The sequence below is a fragment of the Methylocystis sp. L43 genome (genome assembly GCF_015709525.1).
GTDB lineage: Bacteria > Pseudomonadota > Alphaproteobacteria > Rhizobiales > Beijerinckiaceae > Methylocystis.
Window position 1 is genome coordinate 40196 of the sequence record NZ_JADNRA010000032.1, and the last position, 19065, is coordinate 59260.

Genomic DNA, 19065 nt, shown 5'->3' on the forward strand with positions numbered 1-19065 from the left:
GTTCTCAAGCTGAGATTGAATTGAGGCTACTCAATGCAGCCCGATTTCACAGGAGGCCAAACTGATCGCTCCTTACGAAGCGCGTTGCTAATTCGCTCCATTTCCCGCAGGGTCTCGATTTCCCGCAGGGTCTCGCGCCTAACGGCGTTCCCTGCCGCTTTTGAACCACTCCAAAGGCTTTTTCGAAATCACGACCGAACCCTTAGATCCCCAATATAGCGCACTGCTCGCGCAGGCGATCGTTGACACTGTGCGCGACCCTTTGCTGGTGCTTGACTGCCATTTCAGCGTAACCGCGGCGAGCCGATCTTTTCTCCATGTTTTTGAAGCGCGCCCCGAAGACGTCATCGGACATTCCGTTTTTGAAATCTTGCACGGCTGTTTCAAAATCCCGCGCCTGGTTTCCCTATTAAATAAGGTCTTGCCTGAGCACGCCACCGCGGAAGACTTTGAAATCGACGCCGTCTTTCCGCGCGTCGGGCGCCGCGCCCTGATTGTGAACGCGCGAGAAGTCTTCTTTGTTGGCAATACGCATAAAGCTATTTTGCTCTCTTTCGCAGACGAGACCCATCGGCGCAAAATTGAGAAAGAGAAAGAATCGCTTCACAACGAAACGCGGAGGCTGCTTCGAGAGAAAGAAGTGCTGCTTCTGGAAATGCAGCACCGCATTTTCAACAGTTTGCAGATCATTGCGAACATTCTCATGATGAAGACCCGCATCACGACGTCCGAAGAGGCGCGGCGCCATCTCGAGGACGCCTATTCCCGCGTGATGTCGGTCGCGACGTTGCAGAGGCATATTGATACTGCGGGCCGATCGGAGCTGGTCGAAGTCGTTCCCTATCTGACGACGCTTTGCGATGGCCTTTCGGCCTCGGTGATTGGCGAGGAGAAAAAGATATCCCTCAAATATGCGTTCGACCACGCCATGATTCCTCCGACGGAAGCGGTAAGTATCGGCTTGATCGTGACGGAGACGGTTATCAACGCGGTGAAATATGCCTTTCCGGAGAATCGTCCCGACGCGGAAATTCTCGTCAGATACGAGACCTCCGGGGCCGACTGGCGGCTCACGGTGTCGGATAACGGCGTCGGCAAGCAAAAAGAGGATGGCGTGGCGCCTCCCTCTGAGGGCCTAGGCAGCACGCTGGTGAAAGCGCTGACACAACAAATCAAGGCTCAGATCGAAACAATAAGCAGTCCGAAAGGACTGACCGTGGCGATTAGTCATACGACTTTCAGTCCGCGTCTCGCATAGTTCAGTTCAGCGACCCGTGGGCATTCCCAGAACGGTTCGGCGCCGTCAAACCTATTCAAGTTCGTCTGCTGGCGTGCAGCTCGACGAGCAGATCAGCTATTCCTTTGGGCAGCGGCTCCGCGAGGACTTTGTCGAACTTGGCTCGCAGAAGCTTGCCGACCTGCTCAAGAGCATCGGACTGCGCTTTCCGGGCGGAAGTGTCCAGCTTCCGCCAGTCGTCCGGCGGATTGTGGGGCATAATGTATACTCCTTGAAGGCAGGTAAACTCCTACCCATCAGGATTGTTCCTAAAAGGAAAATATTGAAAAAATAAAATGTTAGCAGTGACTGAAGTGCAGGCTTGAATCTAAGGAACAGGATATGTTCGCGATTCGGTTGGGGCATTCCCCAAGGCGGATTAATCGGAAGCCTTAACCTGAAGGCGATCTGCCCCCTCGGATCCGGCGCAACTCCCTCCCCCTCTATGCAACGCCAATCCTAGGGCTCAAGAGACGCCGCCGTCGCCAGCTCTTCATACGCTTGCGGCAGCAAACGCGCGAGCAGCGCCCCCCACGCGCGCTGTCCGCTGTCGTCGGCGATCAGGTCCTGGCGGATCTCGACCTCGACGTGAAGCAGGCCGCGTCGCTCGCCATGCACCGGAATGGTGTAATCCGACTCATCGGTCACGCTATAGGGCTCATTGTCGCCGACGATGAGTCCCTCTTCGCATCTGAGCGAAGCGATCAGCAGATCGGCGAAACGCGCGTCGCGATTATACAGCACGCCGGCATCCCAGGGCCGCTGCGCGCCCATGTAGACCGGCGTAAAACTATGCATCGCGATCAACGCCGCCGGCCGGCCCTCCCGCCATCGCCGATCAAGCTCGGCTTTGATCCGATCATGATAGGGCTGAAAAATCTCGCGCAGCCGCGCGTCCTTCTGGCCTTCGCTCAAACCGACGTTTCCAGGGATCGGGGTAAACTCGCTGATTTCGGGGATTGACGTCTCCGACCCCGGCGCGCGGTTGCAGTCGATGACCAGGCGCGAATAGTTCTGCTGCACCAAAGTGGCGTCGAGCGCGTCCGCGACGAAGCGGGAAACGGCGGCTATGCCGATGTCCCAGGCGATGTGGCGCGCCAATTCGCTTTCCGGAACGCCGAGCCGGCCGAGCGCGCGCGGGAGGGAATTGCCCGCGTGATCGACCACGATCAGCAGCGGCGAGCGGCCGTTTTCATTGTGCACCGTGATCGGCGCCGGTTCGTCGACCGCCAACAGCCTGTATAGCGTTCCAGTCATGGGTGTTCCATTCATGGGCGTTCTCTTCGTTGGCGCGGCGACGGCGCAAAGCGACAGACGAGTCCTGTTCCTGGCGTGGAAATTGCGTCCTCCCGGAACTTGCATTATCCGCAACTTGATCAGCGCGGGACCGCAATGCCGATTCTCACCGTCCGACACGTCACGACATACCATTATGCGCAGCCTGTCGCGTTCGGCGAGCACCGGATGATGCTGCGTCCGCGCGACGACGCCGACCAAATCGTGCTCGAGTCCGAACTCGAGATTACGCCCGCGCCGAGCCAAATCTCCTGGACGCGGGATATTTTCGGCAATCATGTCGCGACGGCCCGTTTCGCGGAACGCGCCTCGGAGCTTCGCGTCGAAAGCACGATGCGTCTCCGCCACGCGCCGACCGACTTCAAAGAAGTCGATATTGAGGACTTTGCGCGGAGCCATCCGTTTGCTTACGGCGAGGAAGAGAGCCGCGATCTCGCGCGCTTCCTCACGCCACAGTCGCAGCATCCCCGGCTCGATCGCTGGGCCGCCGCGTTCCTGCGTGAGGACGGATCGGCCGACACCCACAAGCTTCTCGTCGAGATGACGCAGACCATCAACCGGACCTTCAAACATGTGGCGCGACACGAGAAGGGCGTGCAGGACCCGGTCCAGACGTTGGAGCTCGCGAGTGGAAGTTGTCGCGACCTTGCGACGCTGATGATCGCGGCGCTGCGCGCGCTTGGAATCGCCGCGCGATTCGTCTCCGGATATCTGCATCTTGACGATGATGATGACGACGACGACGTCGGGGGCAACACCCATGCCTGGGTCCAGGCCTATATCGCCGGCCCTGGCTGGATTGACTTCGATCCTTCGAGCGGCATGTTTGGGAATCGGAACTTGGTGCGCATCGCGGTCGTGGATGAGCCAAGGAAAGCGATTCCGCTGCAAGGAACGTGGATCGGGACGGCGTCCGACCATCTCGCCATGAAGGTCGCCGTCAAGGTCGCCGCTGCTGCGGACGCCGACTGCGGCGCTCTCATGAGCGCGGGAGGATAATGCCCGACCGTTGCGACGGCTCCGCTTGTTCGAGCAGAGGAGGCTTTCCCGATGAAGATTCGCGCCGGCTACGAAATCACCTATGACTGCCCGCAGCCGACGCCGATGATTCTCACGCTGAGCGTCCATCCGTCACGCCTCGCTGATGTGCTGACCGCGGATCGTATGCGCCTTGATCCGCCCATCCCCGCCAACACCTATCACGACAGTTTCGGCAATTTCTGCCACGTCATCCGCGCGCCTGTGGGCCGGCTGACAATGTCCTCGGACTTCCTTGTGCAGGACAATGGCGAACCCGACCCAATCGCCGCGCAGGCCGAGCAGCATGCGCTCGAAGACCTGCCGGTGGAGGTTCTGATTTATCTGCTCGGCAGCCGCTATTGCGAGACCGATCGCCTATCGGACTTGGCGTGGTCGCTTTTCGGTCAGGTTCCGAAGGGTTGGCCGCTGGCGCAGGCGATCTGTGACTATGTCCATGATCGCCTCGCCTTCGATTACCAGCATGCGAGCCCGACAAGAACAGCGTGGGACGCGAATGCAGAGCAACGCGGCGTGTGCCGCGACTTCGCCCATCTCGCCGTCGCCTTGTGCCGCTGCATGAATATTCCAGCGCGTTACTGCACCGGCTATCTTGGCGACATCGGCGTGCCGCCGGACGACGCCGCGATGGATTTCAGCGCCTGGTTCGAAGTCTATCTCGGCGGCCGCTGGCACACGTTCGACGCTCGCCACAACACCCCGCGAATCGGGCGCATCCTGATTGCGCGCGGACGAGATGCGACTGACGTCGCGATGGTGACCTCTTTTGGCCCGTGCACGCTCGCGAGCTTCAGGGTCATCGCCGAGGAGGTCACGGCGCCGGCGCCGGCGTAACGGAATTGACATAAACGCATCTTTATATCTTTATTGCCTTCCTCTTCTGCCCTTGCTATAGACTCGTACAGGGCCGCTGGGCTGACCGGCGGCCTGAATTTGGCTGAACCGTTCCATGTTGTGTCGTCCCTGGCAGGCCGCAGGCCTGACCGGGAATCCAGAGCCCACCGGAAATGCTGGCTTTGCTCTGGATTCCCGATCGCTTCGACTCGCGCGAAGCGTCAGGAATGACATTCGAGGCGACTGAGACCAGGGACATCCGGGGTCGCCAAGGAAGGCTTTGCTCGGATACCCCATCGCTTCGCGATGGGAATGACATCCGAGACCAAGCCGCGCAAAGAAACAGAAGGATTTCGCATGACCGCACATCACTTTAACGATTTCGCCGTCACCGACCTTTCGCTGGCCGACTGGGGCCGCAAGGAGATCGCTATCGCCGAGACGGAAATGCCCGGCCTGATGGCGACCCGCGCCGAATATGGCCCGTCGCAGCCGCTGAAAGGCGCGCGCGTCGCGGGTTCGCTCCACATGACCATCCAGACGGCGGTGCTGATCGAGACGCTGAAGGCGCTCGGCGCCGATGTGCGCTGGGCCTCCTGCAACATCTATTCGACGCAGGACCACGCCGCCGCCGCCATCGCCGCGACGGGCACGCCGGTCTTCGCCAAGAAGGGCGAGAGCCTAGAGGACTACTGGGACTACACCCACAAGATCTTCGAATGGGGCGACGGCGGCTGCCCCAACATGATCCTCGACGACGGCGGCGACGCGACGCTGCTCATTCATCTGGGCCTGCGCGCCGAGCAAGGCGACGTCGCCTTTCTCGAAACCGCCTCGAATGAAGAAGAAGAGGTTCTCTACGCCTCGATCAAGAAGCGCCTGAAGGCCAATCCGGGCTTCTACAAGCGCAACGCCGAGGCGATCAAAGGCGTCACCGAAGAGACGACCACCGGCGTGCATCGCCTTTATGTCATGCACAAGGAGGGCAAGCTCCTCTGGCCGGCGATCAACGTCAACGACTCGGTCACCAAGTCGAAATTCGACAATCTCTATGGCTGCCGCGAGTCGCTCGTCGATGGCGTGCGCCGCGCGACCGACGTGATGATGGCTGGCAAGGTCGCCGTCATCGCCGGCTATGGCGACGTGGGCAAAGGCTCGGCGGCGTCGCTGCGCAACGCCGGTTGCCGCGTGCTCGTCACCGAAATCGACCCGATCTGCGCCCTGCAGGCGGCGATGGAAGGCTATGAAGTCACGACGATGGAAGACGCCGCGCCGCGCGGCGACATCTTCTGCACGGCGACGGGCAATGTCGACGTCATCACCGTCGACCATATGCGCGCCATGAAGGACCGCGCCATCGTCTGCAACATCGGCCATTTCGACTCGGAGATTCAGGTCGCCGGCCTGAAGAACCTCAAGTGGCACAATGTGAAGCCGCAGGTCGACGAGATCGAGTTCGCGGACGGCAAGCGCATCCTGCTGCTCGCCGAAGGCCGCTTGGTGAATCTGGGCTGCGCGACGGGTCATCCCTCCTTCGTGATGTCGGCGTCCTTCACCAATCAGACGCTGGCGCAGATCGAGCTGTGGACCAAGCAGGGCCAGTATCCGGTCGGCGTCTACACGCTGCCTAAGCACCTCGACGAGAAGGTCGCGTCGCTGCACCTCGACAAAATCGGCGTCAAGCTGACGCAGATGACGGACGAGCAGGCCAAATATCTGAACCTGCCGAAGAACGGCCCCTTCAAGCCGGACCATTATCGCTACTGAACCAGTTCAGGTTTTCGTGTATTTGCGGCCTCGCTCCATGCCTGGAGCGAGGCCGTTTCACGCGATGGCCCCCGTTTGCGCGCCGAAACGCGATTCCGTTTTGAGCAATTGCGCTTTAGATTGGGGTTGATTCGTGTGCGGCGCGGCGGGCCACCGACGGAGCCCTCCGTCTTCCTGTCGTCGGAGCCTATCCGCATCCTGCGCCCCGGCAGGCTGCGTCCGCGTTTGCAAGAACCGTTTACGGCGTTGTTGTGATGAGCACCCGCAATTGATCGTGGAGACCGGTTCTCATGACGCGCCAATTCGATCGCTTGCAAGCGGAGTCGTCCTCGCAATGACGAGACGGCGGCGCGCGATCAACCACTCTGGCGCTCCGCCCTTTGCCGGCGCTTCCCTCGGGTCTTTGCTTCTATGGCTCCAGGCGACGCCGGCGCGCGCGGCAAGCTTCCTCGAGGATCTGGCGATCGATCCGCAAATCGTCAGCTTCGCTTTTAGCGGCGGACTGGCGATTTTCGCCGCTGCGATCGTCGCGACGCATGTGCGCGAGCGCGCCGCCTGGCGTCGCCGGGAAGGCGCCTTGAGCGTCGAGCTCGACGACGCCCGCGCCCAGCTTGGCCGAGCGAAAACCTTCCTCGCCTCCGAGCCGCAGATCTTCGTCGCCTGGACGGCGCCCGACGCCGAGGCCGATATTCATTCTTCATCGCTGATCATGACCGGGGCTGTCGCCGCGCCGCGCCGCATATTGAGCTTTGGCGCCTGGCTTGCGCCCAAGGACGCTCAGGCGCTCGAAAGCGCCGTCGACCGTCTGCGCAAGAGCGGCGAAAGCTTTCGCCTGGCGCTTGCTGGCGTCGCCGGCCGGCATTTTGACGCGGACGGCCGAGCGGTTGGCGGCAGCGTCGTGTTGCGCATCCGTGAAGTCTCCGGCGACCGCTTGGAGCTGATTGGCCTTCGCGAGCGCTACGCCTCGGCGCAATCCGAACTCTCCGGTCTGCGCGCGATGCTCCAGGCGCTGCCCGCGCCATTTTGGATACGCGACGACGCGGGCGAACTCGTCTTCGTCAACGATGCTTATGCGCAGGCGGTCGAAGCGAAGAATCCCGAGGACGCCCTCGCCCGCAAACTGGAGTTGCTCGACGAGTCGGCCCGCATCGCCGCCGAGGCGGCGCGCGCCAAGAACAGCGTCTGGCGCGAGCGCGTCAACGCCGTCGTGGCGGGCGAGCGTCATCGGCTCGACGTCACGCAGGCCTCCGCGTCGGGCGCCGCCGCCGCCCTCGCCATCGATCGTCATGAAGTCGAGACGGTGCGCGCCGATCTTGAGCAGCAGATGCAATCGCATGTGCGCACGCTCGATCAGCTGCCGACGGCGGTCGCGAGCTTCGATCGCGCGCGGCGCCTCATTTACAGCAACGACGCTTACGCCAAGCTGTGGCAGCTTGACCCCAGGTTCCTTGAACAACGGCCGACCGACGGACAGATTCTCGACCGTCTGCGCGCCGAGCAGCGCGTGCCCGTCGAGTCGGATTACAGGGCGTGGAAGGAGCGGCTGTTCGACGCCTATCGCTCGCCAGAGCCCATACGTCACACGTGGCATCTGCCGGATGGCCGCATCATCGACGTCGTCGCGCATCCGAACCCCAAAGGCGGCGTCACCTATCTGTATGACGACACCACCAAGGCTTACGATCTTCAGACACGCTTCAACGCGCTTGCCCGCATGCAGAGCGAAACGCTCGAGACGCTGCACGAGGGCGTGGCGGTTTTCGGTTCCGACGGGCGTTTGAAGTTCAGCAATCCTGCCTTCGCGTGTCTGTGGCGGCTCGATCCCGAGGAGCTCACGAAACGCCCGCGCTTCGACGCGCTCGCCGCGAGATGTCGCGCGCTGCACGCCACAGAGGAGACATGGGCGGCGTTGCAAGGCTTCGTCACCGGTCTCAATGAGCTGCGCGAAGGCTTCACCCGGCGCATCGAACGCAGCGATGGCGTCGTCTTGGACTGTACGGCGCAATCTCTGCTCGACGGCGCGGCGCTCCTCACCTTCGTCGACGTTTCCGCCGACGTGAATGTCGAGCGGGCATTGACGGACCGCAACAAGGCGCTGCTCGCCGCCGAAAAGCTGCGCAATGACTTCATCCATCACGTCAGTTACGAGTTGCGCTCGCCGCTCAACAACATCAACGGCTTCGTGCATCTCCTCGGAGAGGATTCGACCGGCTCGCTCAATCCGCGCCAGCGTGAATATCTCGGCTACGTCAACAAATCCTCCGCGGCGCTGCTCGCCATCGTCGACGATATTCTCGATCTGGCGACAATTGACGAAGACGCGCTGGAGCTTGAAATTTCCGAGGTCGACGTCGAGGCGACGATGCGCGCCGCGATCGAAGGCGTGCAGGATCGACTCGCCGAAAATTCAATCGACGTGCAGATCGTCGCGATGGACGATGTCGGAACGTTCCGCGGCGACGCCAAGCGCGTGCGCCAGATCCTGTTCAATCTTCTTTCGAACGCCATCGGATTTTCCCGTCCGGGGCAGACGGTGACGCTTGCCGTGTTGCGGCGCGAGACCGAAATCGTCTTCAAAGTCACGGATCGCGGCCGCGGCATTTCGCCGGAAATCCTCGAACGCATCTTCGATCGCTTTGAGTCGCACACCGCCGGTTCCCGCCACCGCGGAGTCGGGCTTGGTCTCTCTATCGTGCGCGCCTTGATGGAGCTTCATGGCGGCAGAGTCTTCATCGATTCCGCCCCTGGCGAAGGCACGACCGTCACCTGCATCTTTCCGGCGCATGCCGCGCATGAAGAGGCGCGTCTCCTCGCGGCGAGCGCTGGAGGCGCGGAATGAGCGAGGAGGCAGCGGCGAAATCGGTCTGGCGCCTCGATGTCGCCAGCGAAGCCGAGACGATCGAACTCGCGCAAGAACTTTCGACGCTCGTACGCAACGGCGACGCCGTCATGCTTTCGGGCGATCTCGGCGCCGGCAAGACCACCTTCGCGCGCGCGATGATCCGCGCTTTGGTCGAAGACCCGCGGCTTGAGGCGCCAAGCCCGACCTTCACGCTGATGCAGGTCTACGAGGGCGCAGGCAATCGCGTCGTCCACGCCGACTTCTATCGGCTGGAGAACACCGGGGAGCTTGAGGGATTAGGCTGGGAGGAGGCGACCGACGACGCGATCGTGCTCGTCGAATGGGCCGAACGTGCGCGCGACGCGCTGTCGCCCGATCGTCTCGAAGTGCGACTGAGTTTCGTCGACGGCGATAATCGCGAGGCGCGTCGGTTCACCATTTCCGGCTATGGCGGCTTCGTGTCGCGCCTCGCGTCCTTCAAGGCGCTGTACGAACTTCTGCGAAAGGCGGGCTGGAGCCACGCCAGGCGCCATTTCCTGCAGGGCGACGCCTCGACGCGCGCCTATGAGCGGCTCGAAAAGGAAAATGGACAGCGCGCGATTCTGATGATCTCGCCGGCGCGTCCGGACGGACCGCCGATCCGCTATGGCAAGTCCTACAGCGCGATCGCGCGCCTCGCCGAAAACGTCGCTCCCTTTGTCGCGATGTCTCAGGGGCTGCGTGGCCTGGGGCTCTCGGCCCCGGAAGTCTACGCCAAGGATATCGACGCCGGCCTGCTGATTATCGAGGACCTTGGCGGCGAGGGCGTCGTCGACGGGGGCGGCCCCATCGTCGAGCGCTATCTCGAAGCGGCGGGCGCGCTCGCCTATCTTCATGCGCAGCGCCTGCCGGATGTGATCGCGGTCGAAGGCGACGGCGATTACCACATCCCGCCCTACGACCTCGACGCCTTGCTGATCGAAGTGGAATTGCTCGCCGACTGGTATCTCACGCGCCAGAAGGCGTCGATCTCTTCCGGCGCCAAGGCCATCTTTCTCAATCTCTGGCGTCAGGCGCTTGTTGATGTCGCGAGCGCCGCGCCGACATGGACGCCGACATGGACTCTGAGAGATTATCACTCTCCCAATCTTTTGTGGCTGGCGCAGCGGAATGGTCTGGCGCGGATCGGCATCCTCGATTTCCAGGACTGTGTGATCGGCCATCCCGCCTATGACGTTGCTTCGCTGGGGCAGGACGCCCGCATCGACGTGCCCAACGATTTGGAGTTGAAGCTCCTCGCCCATTACGCCAAACTGCGCCGCGACGCCGACTCTGCATTCGACATGGCCGCTTTCGCCAGGGCTTATGCGATCCTGGCGGCGCAGCGCGCGACAAAGATCCTGGGAATCTTCGCGCGGCTGGATCAGCGCGACGGCAAGCCGCAATATCTCGCGCATCTTCCGCGCGTTGAAGCCTATCTCAAAAAGAGCCTTCGCCATCCGGCGCTGGCCGACATCAGGGCGTGGTATGAGGCCAACATCCCCGGCTTGTTTCGCGACTCCTGAGAAGCGAGCGCTCGCGCCTGCGCCGAGCGTCGCCATGGTGTTCGCCGCCGGGCTTGGCGCGCGCATGCGGCCGATCACCGAGAAGACGCCAAAGCCGCTTGTGTCCGTCGCTGGCCGCACGCTGATTGATCGCGCGCTCGACGAATTCGAAAAGGCGGGCGTCGAACTGGCCATCGTCAACGTCCATCATCTCGCCGATCAGATTGAAACGCATCTCGCGACGCGCGCCCGTCCACGAGTCGTCATTTCTGACGAACGCACGCTGCTGCTGGATCAAGGCGGCGGGATCAAGAAAGCGCTTCCGCTGATCGGCAACGACCCGTTTTTCGTTTGCAACACCGACGCGTTCTGGATCGACGCGGCGCGCTCAAATGTGCGAACGCTCGCGGAAGCCTTTGACCCCGACGTGATGGACGCGGCGCTGCTGCTCGCGCCGACATCGGGAAGCGTCGGAGTCGACTGGGGCGGCGATTTCGATCTGGACGCTGAAGGGCGCATTATTCGCCGCGATGGCCAGAAACCTTATGTGTATACCGGCGTGGGCCTCATGAAGCCGCAGCTCTTCGCCGGCGTCGCGGATGACGTTTTCAAGCTCGCGCCCTTCTTTTTCGAGGCCGCGCGCAAGGGGCGGCTCTATGGAGTCGTCTCCAGCGGTCTTTGGCTTCACGTCGGCACGGTCGCAGCCATTGCGGACGCCGAGCGTGCGATCGCCCTGCGCCAAGGCTGAGCGCGATGCTCGCCCGCCGGCGCAATCTTTTCACCATTGCGCCTGGCGCGCCGTTTCTGAAGACGTTCGTTTCGGCGCTGCTCGACGGCGAGATTGTTCCCGTACTCTCTCGCGATACGCCGCCGCTGACGATGGCGCACGCGACGATCTATGTGCCGACCCAGCGCGCGGCGCGGGCGCTCGCGGCCGAATTCGCGCAGGCGCTGGATCGGCGCGCGACGCTGCTGCCGCGCATCCTGCCGCTCGGCGCTCTGGAGGAGCGCGAGAACGCTGCTTTGTTTGCCGGAGATTTTCGCGTCGAGACGGATGCGTCCCTCGCCGCGCCGATCGAAGAACTGGAGCGACGCCTGCTGCTGTCGCAGCTCATTCTGCAATGGGCGGAAGCGATTGGGCGCGCGCTCATCTCGGTCGATGCAAGCGGCGCGCCCAGCCTGCATGAGAGCGAGCCGCTGCTCGTCGCATCGACGCCGTCGGCCGCCTATGCGCTGGCCGCCGAGCTCGGCGCCCTCATCGACGAATTGCACATCGAAGATGTTTCGGTCGATACGTTCGACACTTTGAGCGACGACGCCTACAGCGATTTCTGGGCGATCACGACAAAATTTCTGCAGATCGCCTTGCGCGAATGGCCACAAATTCTCGCGGACCGGGGACGCATCGACGCCAGCGCCTATCAAAAACGCCTCGTTGAAGCGCAGCTCGGGGAGCTTGCCCGCACACCGCCGACCGCGCCGGTTATCGCGCTCGGCTCCACCGGCGCGCAGCCGACGACCGCGCGGCTGCTCGCCGCCATCGCCGGGCTCGAAAATGGCGCCGTGGTCCTGCCGGGCCTCGATCAGATCATGAGCGCGGACGCCTGGACGGGCGTGGGTCAGACCGAGAGAGGCGGAGAACCGGCCTTCACCCATCCGCAGATGATGCTGAAACGCTTGCTCGCGGCCATGGGCGCGGCGCGCGATGAGCCGCGGGAACTTGCGCGCGTGACTCCGGCGCTGGCGGCGCGCCGCGCGTTTGTCTCGCAAGCGATGGCGCCTGCCGACGCGACGTCAGCGTGGCGCGACTATCAGGCTGAGCAAAGTAGCGGCTTCGCACAGGCGCTCGACGGCGTCATTGCGCTGGAAGCGCCCGACGAGCGCCTCGAAGCTTTGGCGCTCGCGCTCTTCATGCGCGAGGCGCTGGAGACGCCCGGCCGAACGGCGGCGCTCGTCACGCCGGACCGGCTCATTGCGCGGCGCGTCGCCGCCGAGTTGCGACGCTTCGACATTGAGATCGATGATTCGGGCGGCATGCCGCTCGCAAGAACGTCCATCGGCGCGCTGGCGCGGCTCGTCGCCACGATCGGATCGGATCGCGCGGGCGCCGTGAACGTCGCCGCGCTGCTCGCCCATCCGCTGACCGGGCTCGGACTTTCGCGCACGCGCGTCGCATCTCTCGCATCGCCAATCGAGATTGGCGTGCTGCGGACATTCGCGCAGCCTGACGGCGGCTGGGCGGCGCGGGTCCTGCCGGCGCGCGAATTGGCCCGCGCGCCGCATGCGCATCCGGCGGCGCGTCGCATCAGCGATGACGAGTGGCGTGCGATCGAAGACACGCTTGCGCGTATTGACGCCGCTTTCTCGCCCTTCGCCGCGCTGACGCCGACATCCTCGCTGTCGGACCGCGCGCGCGCGCACAGCGGCGCGCTTGAAGCGGTGATCGCCGGCGCCGACGACGCTGATGAAGAAGGCGCGTCGACGCTGTTCGAACTTCTTGACCGGCTCGCGCACGCTGAGGCGCCGGCAGGCTTTGACGCGCAAAACTATGCAGCTTTGTTCGACCGTGTCGCCGCCGAGACGATGCTGCGCGGCCCGCGACGCGCCCATCCGCGCCTGAAGATCCTCGGCCCTTTGGAGGCGCGGCTCATCGAGGCCGACCTGGTCCTGCTCGCCGGACTGGACGAAGGCGTATGGCCGCCGCAGACGGACACCGGCGCTTTTCTCAACCGCTCGATGCGCGCCCAACTCGGCCTGATGGCGCCGGAGCGACGCATCGGCCAAAGCGCGCATGACTTCATCATGGCTATGGGCGCGGAGCGCGTCGTGCTGAGCCGCGCCATCAAGCGCAATGGCGCGCCAACCGTTCCTTCCCGCTTCATCGCGCGCCTCTCGGCGCTTGCCGGCGACGCGTTCGACGACTGCAGGAAACGCGGTGACGCGATGCTCGCGATCGCCGCGGCGCTCGATCGTCCAAAAGCGACGATTGCGATCGAGCGGCCGCAGCCGCGCCCACCGGCGGCGCTGCGCCCGCACCGCTTGAGCGTCACCCGCGTCGAGCGCCTGCGCCGCGATCCTTACGCAATCTTCGCCGAATATATTCTCAAACTCGCGCCGATGCCGCCGATCGGCGCGGAGGCCGGCGCGCGCGAAATTGGCGTCGCGATACATGAGGCGCTTGCGGCATTCGTCGCGCGCCATCCGCGCGGCGCGCTTCCCTCTGGGGCCCGCAACGTTCTCCGCGATCTCGCGCGCGAGAAACTCGATGGCTTCATGGCCGATCCCGCCTTCGTGAGTTTCCAATGGCCGCGCATCGAAGCGGGGCTCGATCATGCGTTCAGCTTCGAACAGGAGCGGCGCGCTTTGGACTGCGACATCCATGTTGAAACGCGCGGCGAGATCGCGCTTGCGCTCACCGACGGAACGATTTTTTGCCTGACCGCGATCGCCGACCGCATAGAGGTGGATCGCGAGGGCCAAGCATATGTCTTCGACTACAAGACGGGCGCGCCGCCGTCCAAAAAGCAGGTCAAGGCCGGCTGGTCGCCGCAGCTGACGTTGGAGGCGGCGATGATCGAGGCCGGCGCTTTCGAGAAAATCGGCGTGCGGCCAGTTTCCGGCGCCGCCTATATCGGCTTGCGAAAGGGCGGCGAGACTCACTGGCTCGAATGGAAAGACACGCGCTTCGCCGACGTCGTCGCGGCGCATCGCGCGCAGCTCAAAGAGCTGCTGTCGCAGTTTTCCAGTGAGTCGACGCCTTATGCGTCGCGGCCGCATCCGGCCTTTATGAGCGATATCGGCGACTACGACCATCTAGCGCGCGTCAAGGAATGGATGCGCGGCGGCGGAGAGACGGTATGAGCGAGCGGCCCGTCGGCGCCCTGACGATACGGCGCCAGCAAACGGCGTCAGATCCGTTCACGTCCGCCTGGGTGTCGGCGCATGCCGGCTCCGGGAAAACCCATGTGCTCGCGCAGCGCGTTTTGCGGCTGCTGCTTGCCGGCGCACGGCCGTCACAGATTCTCTGCCTCACTTATACGAAGGCGGCAGCGGCCAATATGGGTTCGCGGGTCTTTGACGCGCTCGCGCGCTGGGCGACGCTCGACGATGCGGCGCTGGCCAATGAAATCGCTCAAATGGGCGCGACGGTCGAGTCGCGCATCGATCTTGACTACGCCCGGCGGCTTTTCGCGCGCGCCGTCGAGACGCCCGGCGGCCTCAAGATCCAGACGATCCACGCCTTCTGCGAAAAGCTGCTGCACATCTTTCCTTTCGAAGCCAATGTTCCGGCGTCCTTCCGCGTCGTCGACGATCTGGAGCGCGCCGAGCTGATGGACGCGGCGCGCGGGCGCGCGCTCGAGGCGGCCACGCGAGACAAAGGATCACTGCGAAAGGCGCTGGAGCTTGTCGCCCGCGAGACGACGGCTGCGGGATTCGACGCGCTCTGCGAAGAATTGCTGCATCATCGCCAAACGATCGCGCGCATGCGCGAGCAGGACGATTACGGGGCGCGTGTCTTTGCCGCGCTTGGTTTGACGACAGATGAAACGCTGGCGCGCATCGACGCGGCGATCATCGAGGACGGCGAGCCGCCGTCCGCGTGGCCGACGCTCGCCAAAATGCTGCGCGGTGGTTCAATCAACGACGGCAAGCTCGCCGACTCGCTCGACTCCGCTTTTGCGCTTTCGCCGCATCCAGACTGTATCGAGAGCTATATCGCAGCCTTTTTCAAGAAAGACGGCGAGCCGCGCGGGATCGGCAAGACAAGAATCGTCACCAGCGGTCTCGCCAAATGCGAGCCACAGCTTCTTGCGCGCATGGAGGCTGAGCGCGACAGACTCGTCACGCTCATCGAAAAGCGCAAGGCCGCGGCCGCCGCTGAACGTTCGCTGGCGCTCCATGTTCTCGGCGACGCCATTCTTGGCGAATATGAGCACGCCAAAAGACGTCGGGGACTACTCGACTATGAAGATTTGATCGAGGGCGCGCACCGCCTGCTTCATCGTTCGAGCCCATCCTGGGTGCTCTATAAGCTCGACGCGCAAATTGACCACATCCTGCTCGATGAGGCGCAGGATACGAGTCCGAAGCAGTGGCAAATATTGGCGGCGATCGCTGACGAATTTTGCGCAGGCGTCAGCGCGCGCGAAGCGAGGGGCGGTCCGCCGCGCAGTTTTTTTGCGGTTGGCGACGAGAAGCAGTCGATTTTTTCCTTTCAAGGCGCGAAGCCTGAATGGTTCGATGCGATGCGGCGCGAGTTTCGCCGAAGATTCGAACGCGGCGAACGCCGCTTCGAAGCGGTGAGGCTCACGCAATCCTTCCGCTCTTCGCCCGGCGTGCTGCAAGCCGTCGATGATATTTTCGCGATCGAACAGAATCGCCTCGGCCTGTGCTGCGATCCGCAGGAGCCGGCGCCAAGGCACGAGGCGTGGAAATCCGACGTCGCGGCGCTCATCGAAATCTGGGAGCCGATCGGCGCGGAAAAAGCGCAGGACCCGAGCGATTGGCGCCTGCCGCTCGACTATGTCGACGCGAGCGACCCCAATGAGCGGCTCGCGGAAAGACTGGCGCGCAAGGTCAGGTCGCTGCTTGCGCCGCAGAGCGGCGAATGCGTCGAGGACGGCGGCGCGCTGCGCCCTGTCGAGGCCAGCGACATACTGGTTCTCGTGCGCAAGCGGGGTCCGCTCTTCGAGGCGATCATTCGCGCTCTGAAAAACGAACATGTCCCGGTCGCGGGCGCCGACCGGCTCAACCTCGCCGACCACATCGCCGTCCACGATCTCGTCGCGCTTGGTCGCGCCGCGCTGTTGCCGCAAGACGATCTGACGCTGGCGAGCGTCCTGAAGTCGCCGTTCTTCGGCTTCGAGGACGACGATCTCATCGCGCTCGCGCCCGGCCGTCGCGCGTCACTGATCGAAGCGCTTGAACAATCTGACGACGCGCGCTGCCGGGAAGCCGCGACGCGGCTTCGACGCTTGCGACGCGACGCTGCGGCCATGGCGCCGTTCGATTTTTACAGCAGCGTTCTTGGGACTGACGGTGGGCGCGCGCAGCTCATGGCGAGACTGGGCGGCGAAGCCGAGGACGCCATCGACGAATTTTTAAAGCTCGCCGCGAGTTTCGAGCGCGAACAGCCGCCATCGCTCACGGCCTTTCTGGCGATGGCCGAGTCGCTCGATCTTTCGATCAAGCGCGATATGGAATCTGCGGGCGGCGCCGTGCGGGTGATGACCGCTCATGCGGCGAAGGGACTGGAGGCGAAGATCGTTTTTCTGCCCGACACCTGCGGCGCGCCCTCCGGCAAGCACGATCCGAAGCTCTATGCGCTCGGCGAGGATGGCGATGCGGTTCTCCTCTGGTCGATCGGCAAGGACAGCGACCCGATCGCGCTCCAGCAGGAGCGCGAGGCGCATCGGCGGCGCGAGCGCGAGGAAAGCCAGCGCCTGCTCTATGTCGCGCTGACGCGCGCGGAGGAGCGGCTTTACATTTGCGGCGCGCATGGCCTCAGCGGTCGCGCTGATGGCTGCTGGTATGACGCCATTCGCAACGCGCTCGAATCGAGCTGCGAGGCTGTGCCCGATCCCCTCGATGCGACATCGACGATTCTGCGCCGCGGCGCGGTTCCGCCGCGCTTCGATCTTGCGAGAAGAGCGCCGCAGGCCGCCGCCGTGGACGTTCCGGCCTTCGCCACGACCAAGGCGCGGCCCGAAGTCGCGCCGGCGCCGCCGCTGCGTCCTTCGAGCGCGCTCGCCGGCGCAGACCTCATCGCCATTGGCGCGGATGGCGTCGCTGCGCGTCGAGGCGAAGCGGAACGTCTGCTCCACGGTCGTCTCGTCCATGCGCTGCTGCAGCATCTGCCGGCCTGCGCGACGGACCATCGTCAAAGCGCGGCGCGGCGCTTCCTTGCGGCGCGTGGCGGCTTTCTGGACGAAGACAGGCGAGAGGCGCTGGCGCAGTCGGCGCTCGCGGTTCTCGCCGATCCGCGTCTCGCGCCGCTCTTTGGCCCAGACTCGACTCCCGAGGTCGACATCGTCGCGACGCTCGAAAACGGCGCCGTCGTCGCGGGCCGCATCGACCGGCTCGCCGAAACGGCGACCGAGGCGCTCATCGCCGAGTTCAAGACGGGACGGCCGCGCGCCAAGCTCGAAGACGCGCATTTGCGCCAGCTTGCGCTCTATCGCGCCGCGGTCGCGCCGCTCTTCCCCGGCAAGCGGCTGCGCTGCTTTCTGATCTACACGCAGAACGCCAGCGTGCTCGAAGCCGATGAATCGGCGCTGGCCGATGCGCTCGCATGCGCGCTGACGCAAGACGGGGCGGCGTCAGGCGCGTCGGGCGTGCGAAGTTAAGACGACTCGTCGGGTCCGACGCGACGTCTCCAGAATTCCAGCAGCAACGGGCTGAGCGCCATAACGATGGGGCCAAGGACGATGCCTGAAGCGCCGAACAATTGCAGGCCGCCGAGCATCGCGATGAACGCGGGCACCGTATGGAGCCGCATGCTGTCGCCGATGAGCAGCGGCCGGACCAGATTGTCGATGCTGGAGATCACCACGCCGCCCCACAGCCCGAGAATGATGGCTTCAACCCAGCGGTCCTCGATCAAAAGGTAAATCGTCGCCGGAATCCAAATGACGAAGGAGCCGAGCACCGGCACGATCGAGACAAGCCCCATGATCAACCCCCACAGCACCGGCGAATTGAAATCCAGCACCCAGAACATGAGTCCGCCAAGCAGTCCTTGCAGCGCCGACACCGCCAGCGTGCCAAAGAGGATTGCATTGATCGTATCGCGCACGCGCACGATGATCTTGCCTGTTTCGATGTTCGAGAAGGGCGACAATCGCGCCAGCGTCTGCAGCGCCACGGCGCGGTCGCGCAGGAAAAAGAAGAGGAGATAAAAGGCGAGGAGAGTGGTGATGATTTGACCCGTAGACGCGCGCAGAAAGTTGGCGGCCATATTGGTGACAAAGGCGCCCAGCTGCGAGAACGTCGCTTGCAGATCGAACCTGCGTGCGATCCAGTTTTGGAAACTGCCGAGCCAAGGATGCCCGTCGAGCATCGTTTGCCAGTCGCCTTGCTGCACCGCTTTCTGAACGTAGTCGACGCCTGCGGCGGCCTCGCTGACGAGCCGTTCGATCACCAGCAGCAGCGGTCCCACGATGACGAGCCCGACGATCAGCATGGAGACGCCGGCCGCAACGGAGGGCGGCAAGAAGCGCTCCAGCACGCGATGGGGGGCAATGAACACAACCGCGAGCACGAGCGCCCAGGTGAGCGCCGGCAGAAATGGCGCAGAAATCAGAATCGCGGCGGAGAGAAACGCAAGTGTGACGGCGAGTCTGGCGAGAACAAAAATGTCGATTGAAAGGTTCTGATCCTGTTCGACGAGCGCTGCCGCTTCCAACTCCTCGTTCATGTCCGCCCCTGTCGCTGCGTTCCACCCTATAGACAGGGCGCGCCGCGGGCTTGGCAAGGAGGTCCGACATCTG

Annotated in this window: 12 protein-coding genes; 9 read left to right on the top strand and 3 right to left on the bottom strand. The window is 63.7% G+C overall.

The features are described 5' to 3' along the window. Positions 1-250: 250 nt before the first annotated feature. Positions 251-1258 (top strand): histidine kinase dimerization/phosphoacceptor domain -containing protein, encoded by a 1008-nt coding sequence (locus tag IYX23_RS12665; RefSeq protein ID WP_348643659.1) that lies wholly within the window; start codon positions 251-253, stop codon positions 1256-1258. A 55-nt stretch (positions 1259-1313) separates the two neighbouring features. On the opposite strand, the gene IYX23_RS12670 is transcribed toward IYX23_RS12665, so the two are convergent. Next, a complete protein-coding gene (locus IYX23_RS12670) occupies positions 1314-1496 on the bottom strand; it encodes a hypothetical protein (RefSeq protein WP_196393863.1) in 183 nt (60 codons plus the stop codon). A 239-nt stretch (positions 1497-1735) separates the two neighbouring features. Then, positions 1736-2533, bottom strand: a complete 798-nt coding sequence (locus IYX23_RS12675; RefSeq protein WP_196393864.1) for an N-formylglutamate amidohydrolase — start codon at positions 2531-2533, stop codon at positions 1736-1738. Positions 2534-2668: 135 nt separating this feature from the next. On the opposite strand from IYX23_RS12675, the gene IYX23_RS12680 reads away from it, so the two are divergent. The 8 genes from IYX23_RS12680 (at position 2669) to addA (ending at position 17922) form a co-directional block, all read left to right on the top strand. Beyond that, positions 2669-3571: a transglutaminase family protein gene (locus IYX23_RS12680; protein WP_196393865.1), complete on the top strand. Its 903-nt coding sequence runs from the start codon at positions 2669-2671 to the stop codon at positions 3569-3571. A gap of 51 nt (positions 3572-3622) precedes the next feature. Beyond that, the gene (locus IYX23_RS12685; protein WP_196393866.1) at positions 3623-4444 is read left to right on the top strand and encodes a transglutaminase family protein; all 822 of its coding nucleotides are present in this window, start codon (positions 3623-3625) and stop codon (positions 4442-4444) included. A gap of 357 nt (positions 4445-4801) precedes the next feature. Further along, positions 4802-6211, top strand: a complete 1410-nt coding sequence (gene ahcY / locus IYX23_RS12690; protein WP_196393867.1) for an adenosylhomocysteinase — start codon at positions 4802-4804, stop codon at positions 6209-6211. A 334-nt stretch (positions 6212-6545) separates the two neighbouring features. Continuing rightward, the gene (locus IYX23_RS12695; protein ID WP_246716753.1) at positions 6546-9050 is read left to right on the top strand and encodes an ATP-binding protein; all 2505 of its coding nucleotides are present in this window, start codon (positions 6546-6548) and stop codon (positions 9048-9050) included. Then, a complete protein-coding gene (tsaE, locus tag IYX23_RS12700; protein ID WP_196393868.1) occupies positions 9047-10597 on the top strand; it encodes a tRNA (adenosine(37)-N6)-threonylcarbamoyltransferase complex ATPase subunit type 1 TsaE in 1551 nt (516 codons plus the stop codon). The genes IYX23_RS12695 and tsaE overlap by 4 nt, the downstream gene beginning before the upstream one ends. A gap of 34 nt (positions 10598-10631) precedes the next feature. Further along, the gene (locus tag IYX23_RS12705; RefSeq protein ID WP_196393869.1) at positions 10632-11324 is read left to right on the top strand and encodes a nucleotidyltransferase family protein; all 693 of its coding nucleotides are present in this window, start codon (positions 10632-10634) and stop codon (positions 11322-11324) included. Positions 11325-11329: 5 nt separating this feature from the next. After that, positions 11330-14437: a double-strand break repair protein AddB gene (gene addB / locus IYX23_RS12710; protein ID WP_196393870.1), complete on the top strand. Its 3108-nt coding sequence runs from the start codon at positions 11330-11332 to the stop codon at positions 14435-14437. Next, the gene (gene addA, locus IYX23_RS12715; RefSeq protein ID WP_196393871.1) at positions 14434-17922 is read left to right on the top strand and encodes a double-strand break repair helicase AddA; all 3489 of its coding nucleotides are present in this window, start codon (positions 14434-14436) and stop codon (positions 17920-17922) included. The genes addB and addA overlap by 4 nt, the downstream gene beginning before the upstream one ends. Here addA and IYX23_RS12720 read toward each other — a convergent pair. Next, entirely contained in the window at positions 17919-18992 is a 1074-nt protein-coding gene (locus IYX23_RS12720; RefSeq protein WP_196393872.1) for an AI-2E family transporter, read from the bottom strand. The genes addA and IYX23_RS12720 overlap by 4 nt on opposite strands. Positions 18993-19065: the final 73 nt, after the last annotated feature.

Coding starts and splice junctions, on each gene's coding strand:
- IYX23_RS12670 (WP_196393863.1), bottom strand. CDS start 1,496: ATGCCCCACAATCCGCCGGACGACTGGCGGAAGCTGGACACTTCCGCC.
- IYX23_RS12675 (WP_196393864.1), bottom strand. CDS start 2,533: ATGACTGGAACGCTATACAGGCTGTTGGCGGTCGACGAACCGGCGCCG.
- IYX23_RS12680 (WP_196393865.1), top strand. CDS start 2,669: ATGCCGATTCTCACCGTCCGACACGTCACGACATACCATTATGCGCAG.
- IYX23_RS12685 (WP_196393866.1), top strand. CDS start 3,623: ATGAAGATTCGCGCCGGCTACGAAATCACCTATGACTGCCCGCAGCCG.
- ahcY (WP_196393867.1), top strand. CDS start 4,802: ATGACCGCACATCACTTTAACGATTTCGCCGTCACCGACCTTTCGCTG.
- IYX23_RS12695 (WP_246716753.1), top strand. CDS start 6,546: ATGACGAGACGGCGGCGCGCGATCAACCACTCTGGCGCTCCGCCCTTT.
- tsaE (WP_196393868.1), top strand. CDS start 9,047: ATGAGCGAGGAGGCAGCGGCGAAATCGGTCTGGCGCCTCGATGTCGCC.
- IYX23_RS12705 (WP_196393869.1), top strand. CDS start 10,632: ATGGTGTTCGCCGCCGGGCTTGGCGCGCGCATGCGGCCGATCACCGAG.
- addB (WP_196393870.1), top strand. CDS start 11,330: ATGCTCGCCCGCCGGCGCAATCTTTTCACCATTGCGCCTGGCGCGCCG.
- addA (WP_196393871.1), top strand. CDS start 14,434: ATGAGCGAGCGGCCCGTCGGCGCCCTGACGATACGGCGCCAGCAAACG.
- IYX23_RS12720 (WP_196393872.1), bottom strand. CDS start 18,992: ATGAACGAGGAGTTGGAAGCGGCAGCGCTCGTCGAACAGGATCAGAAC.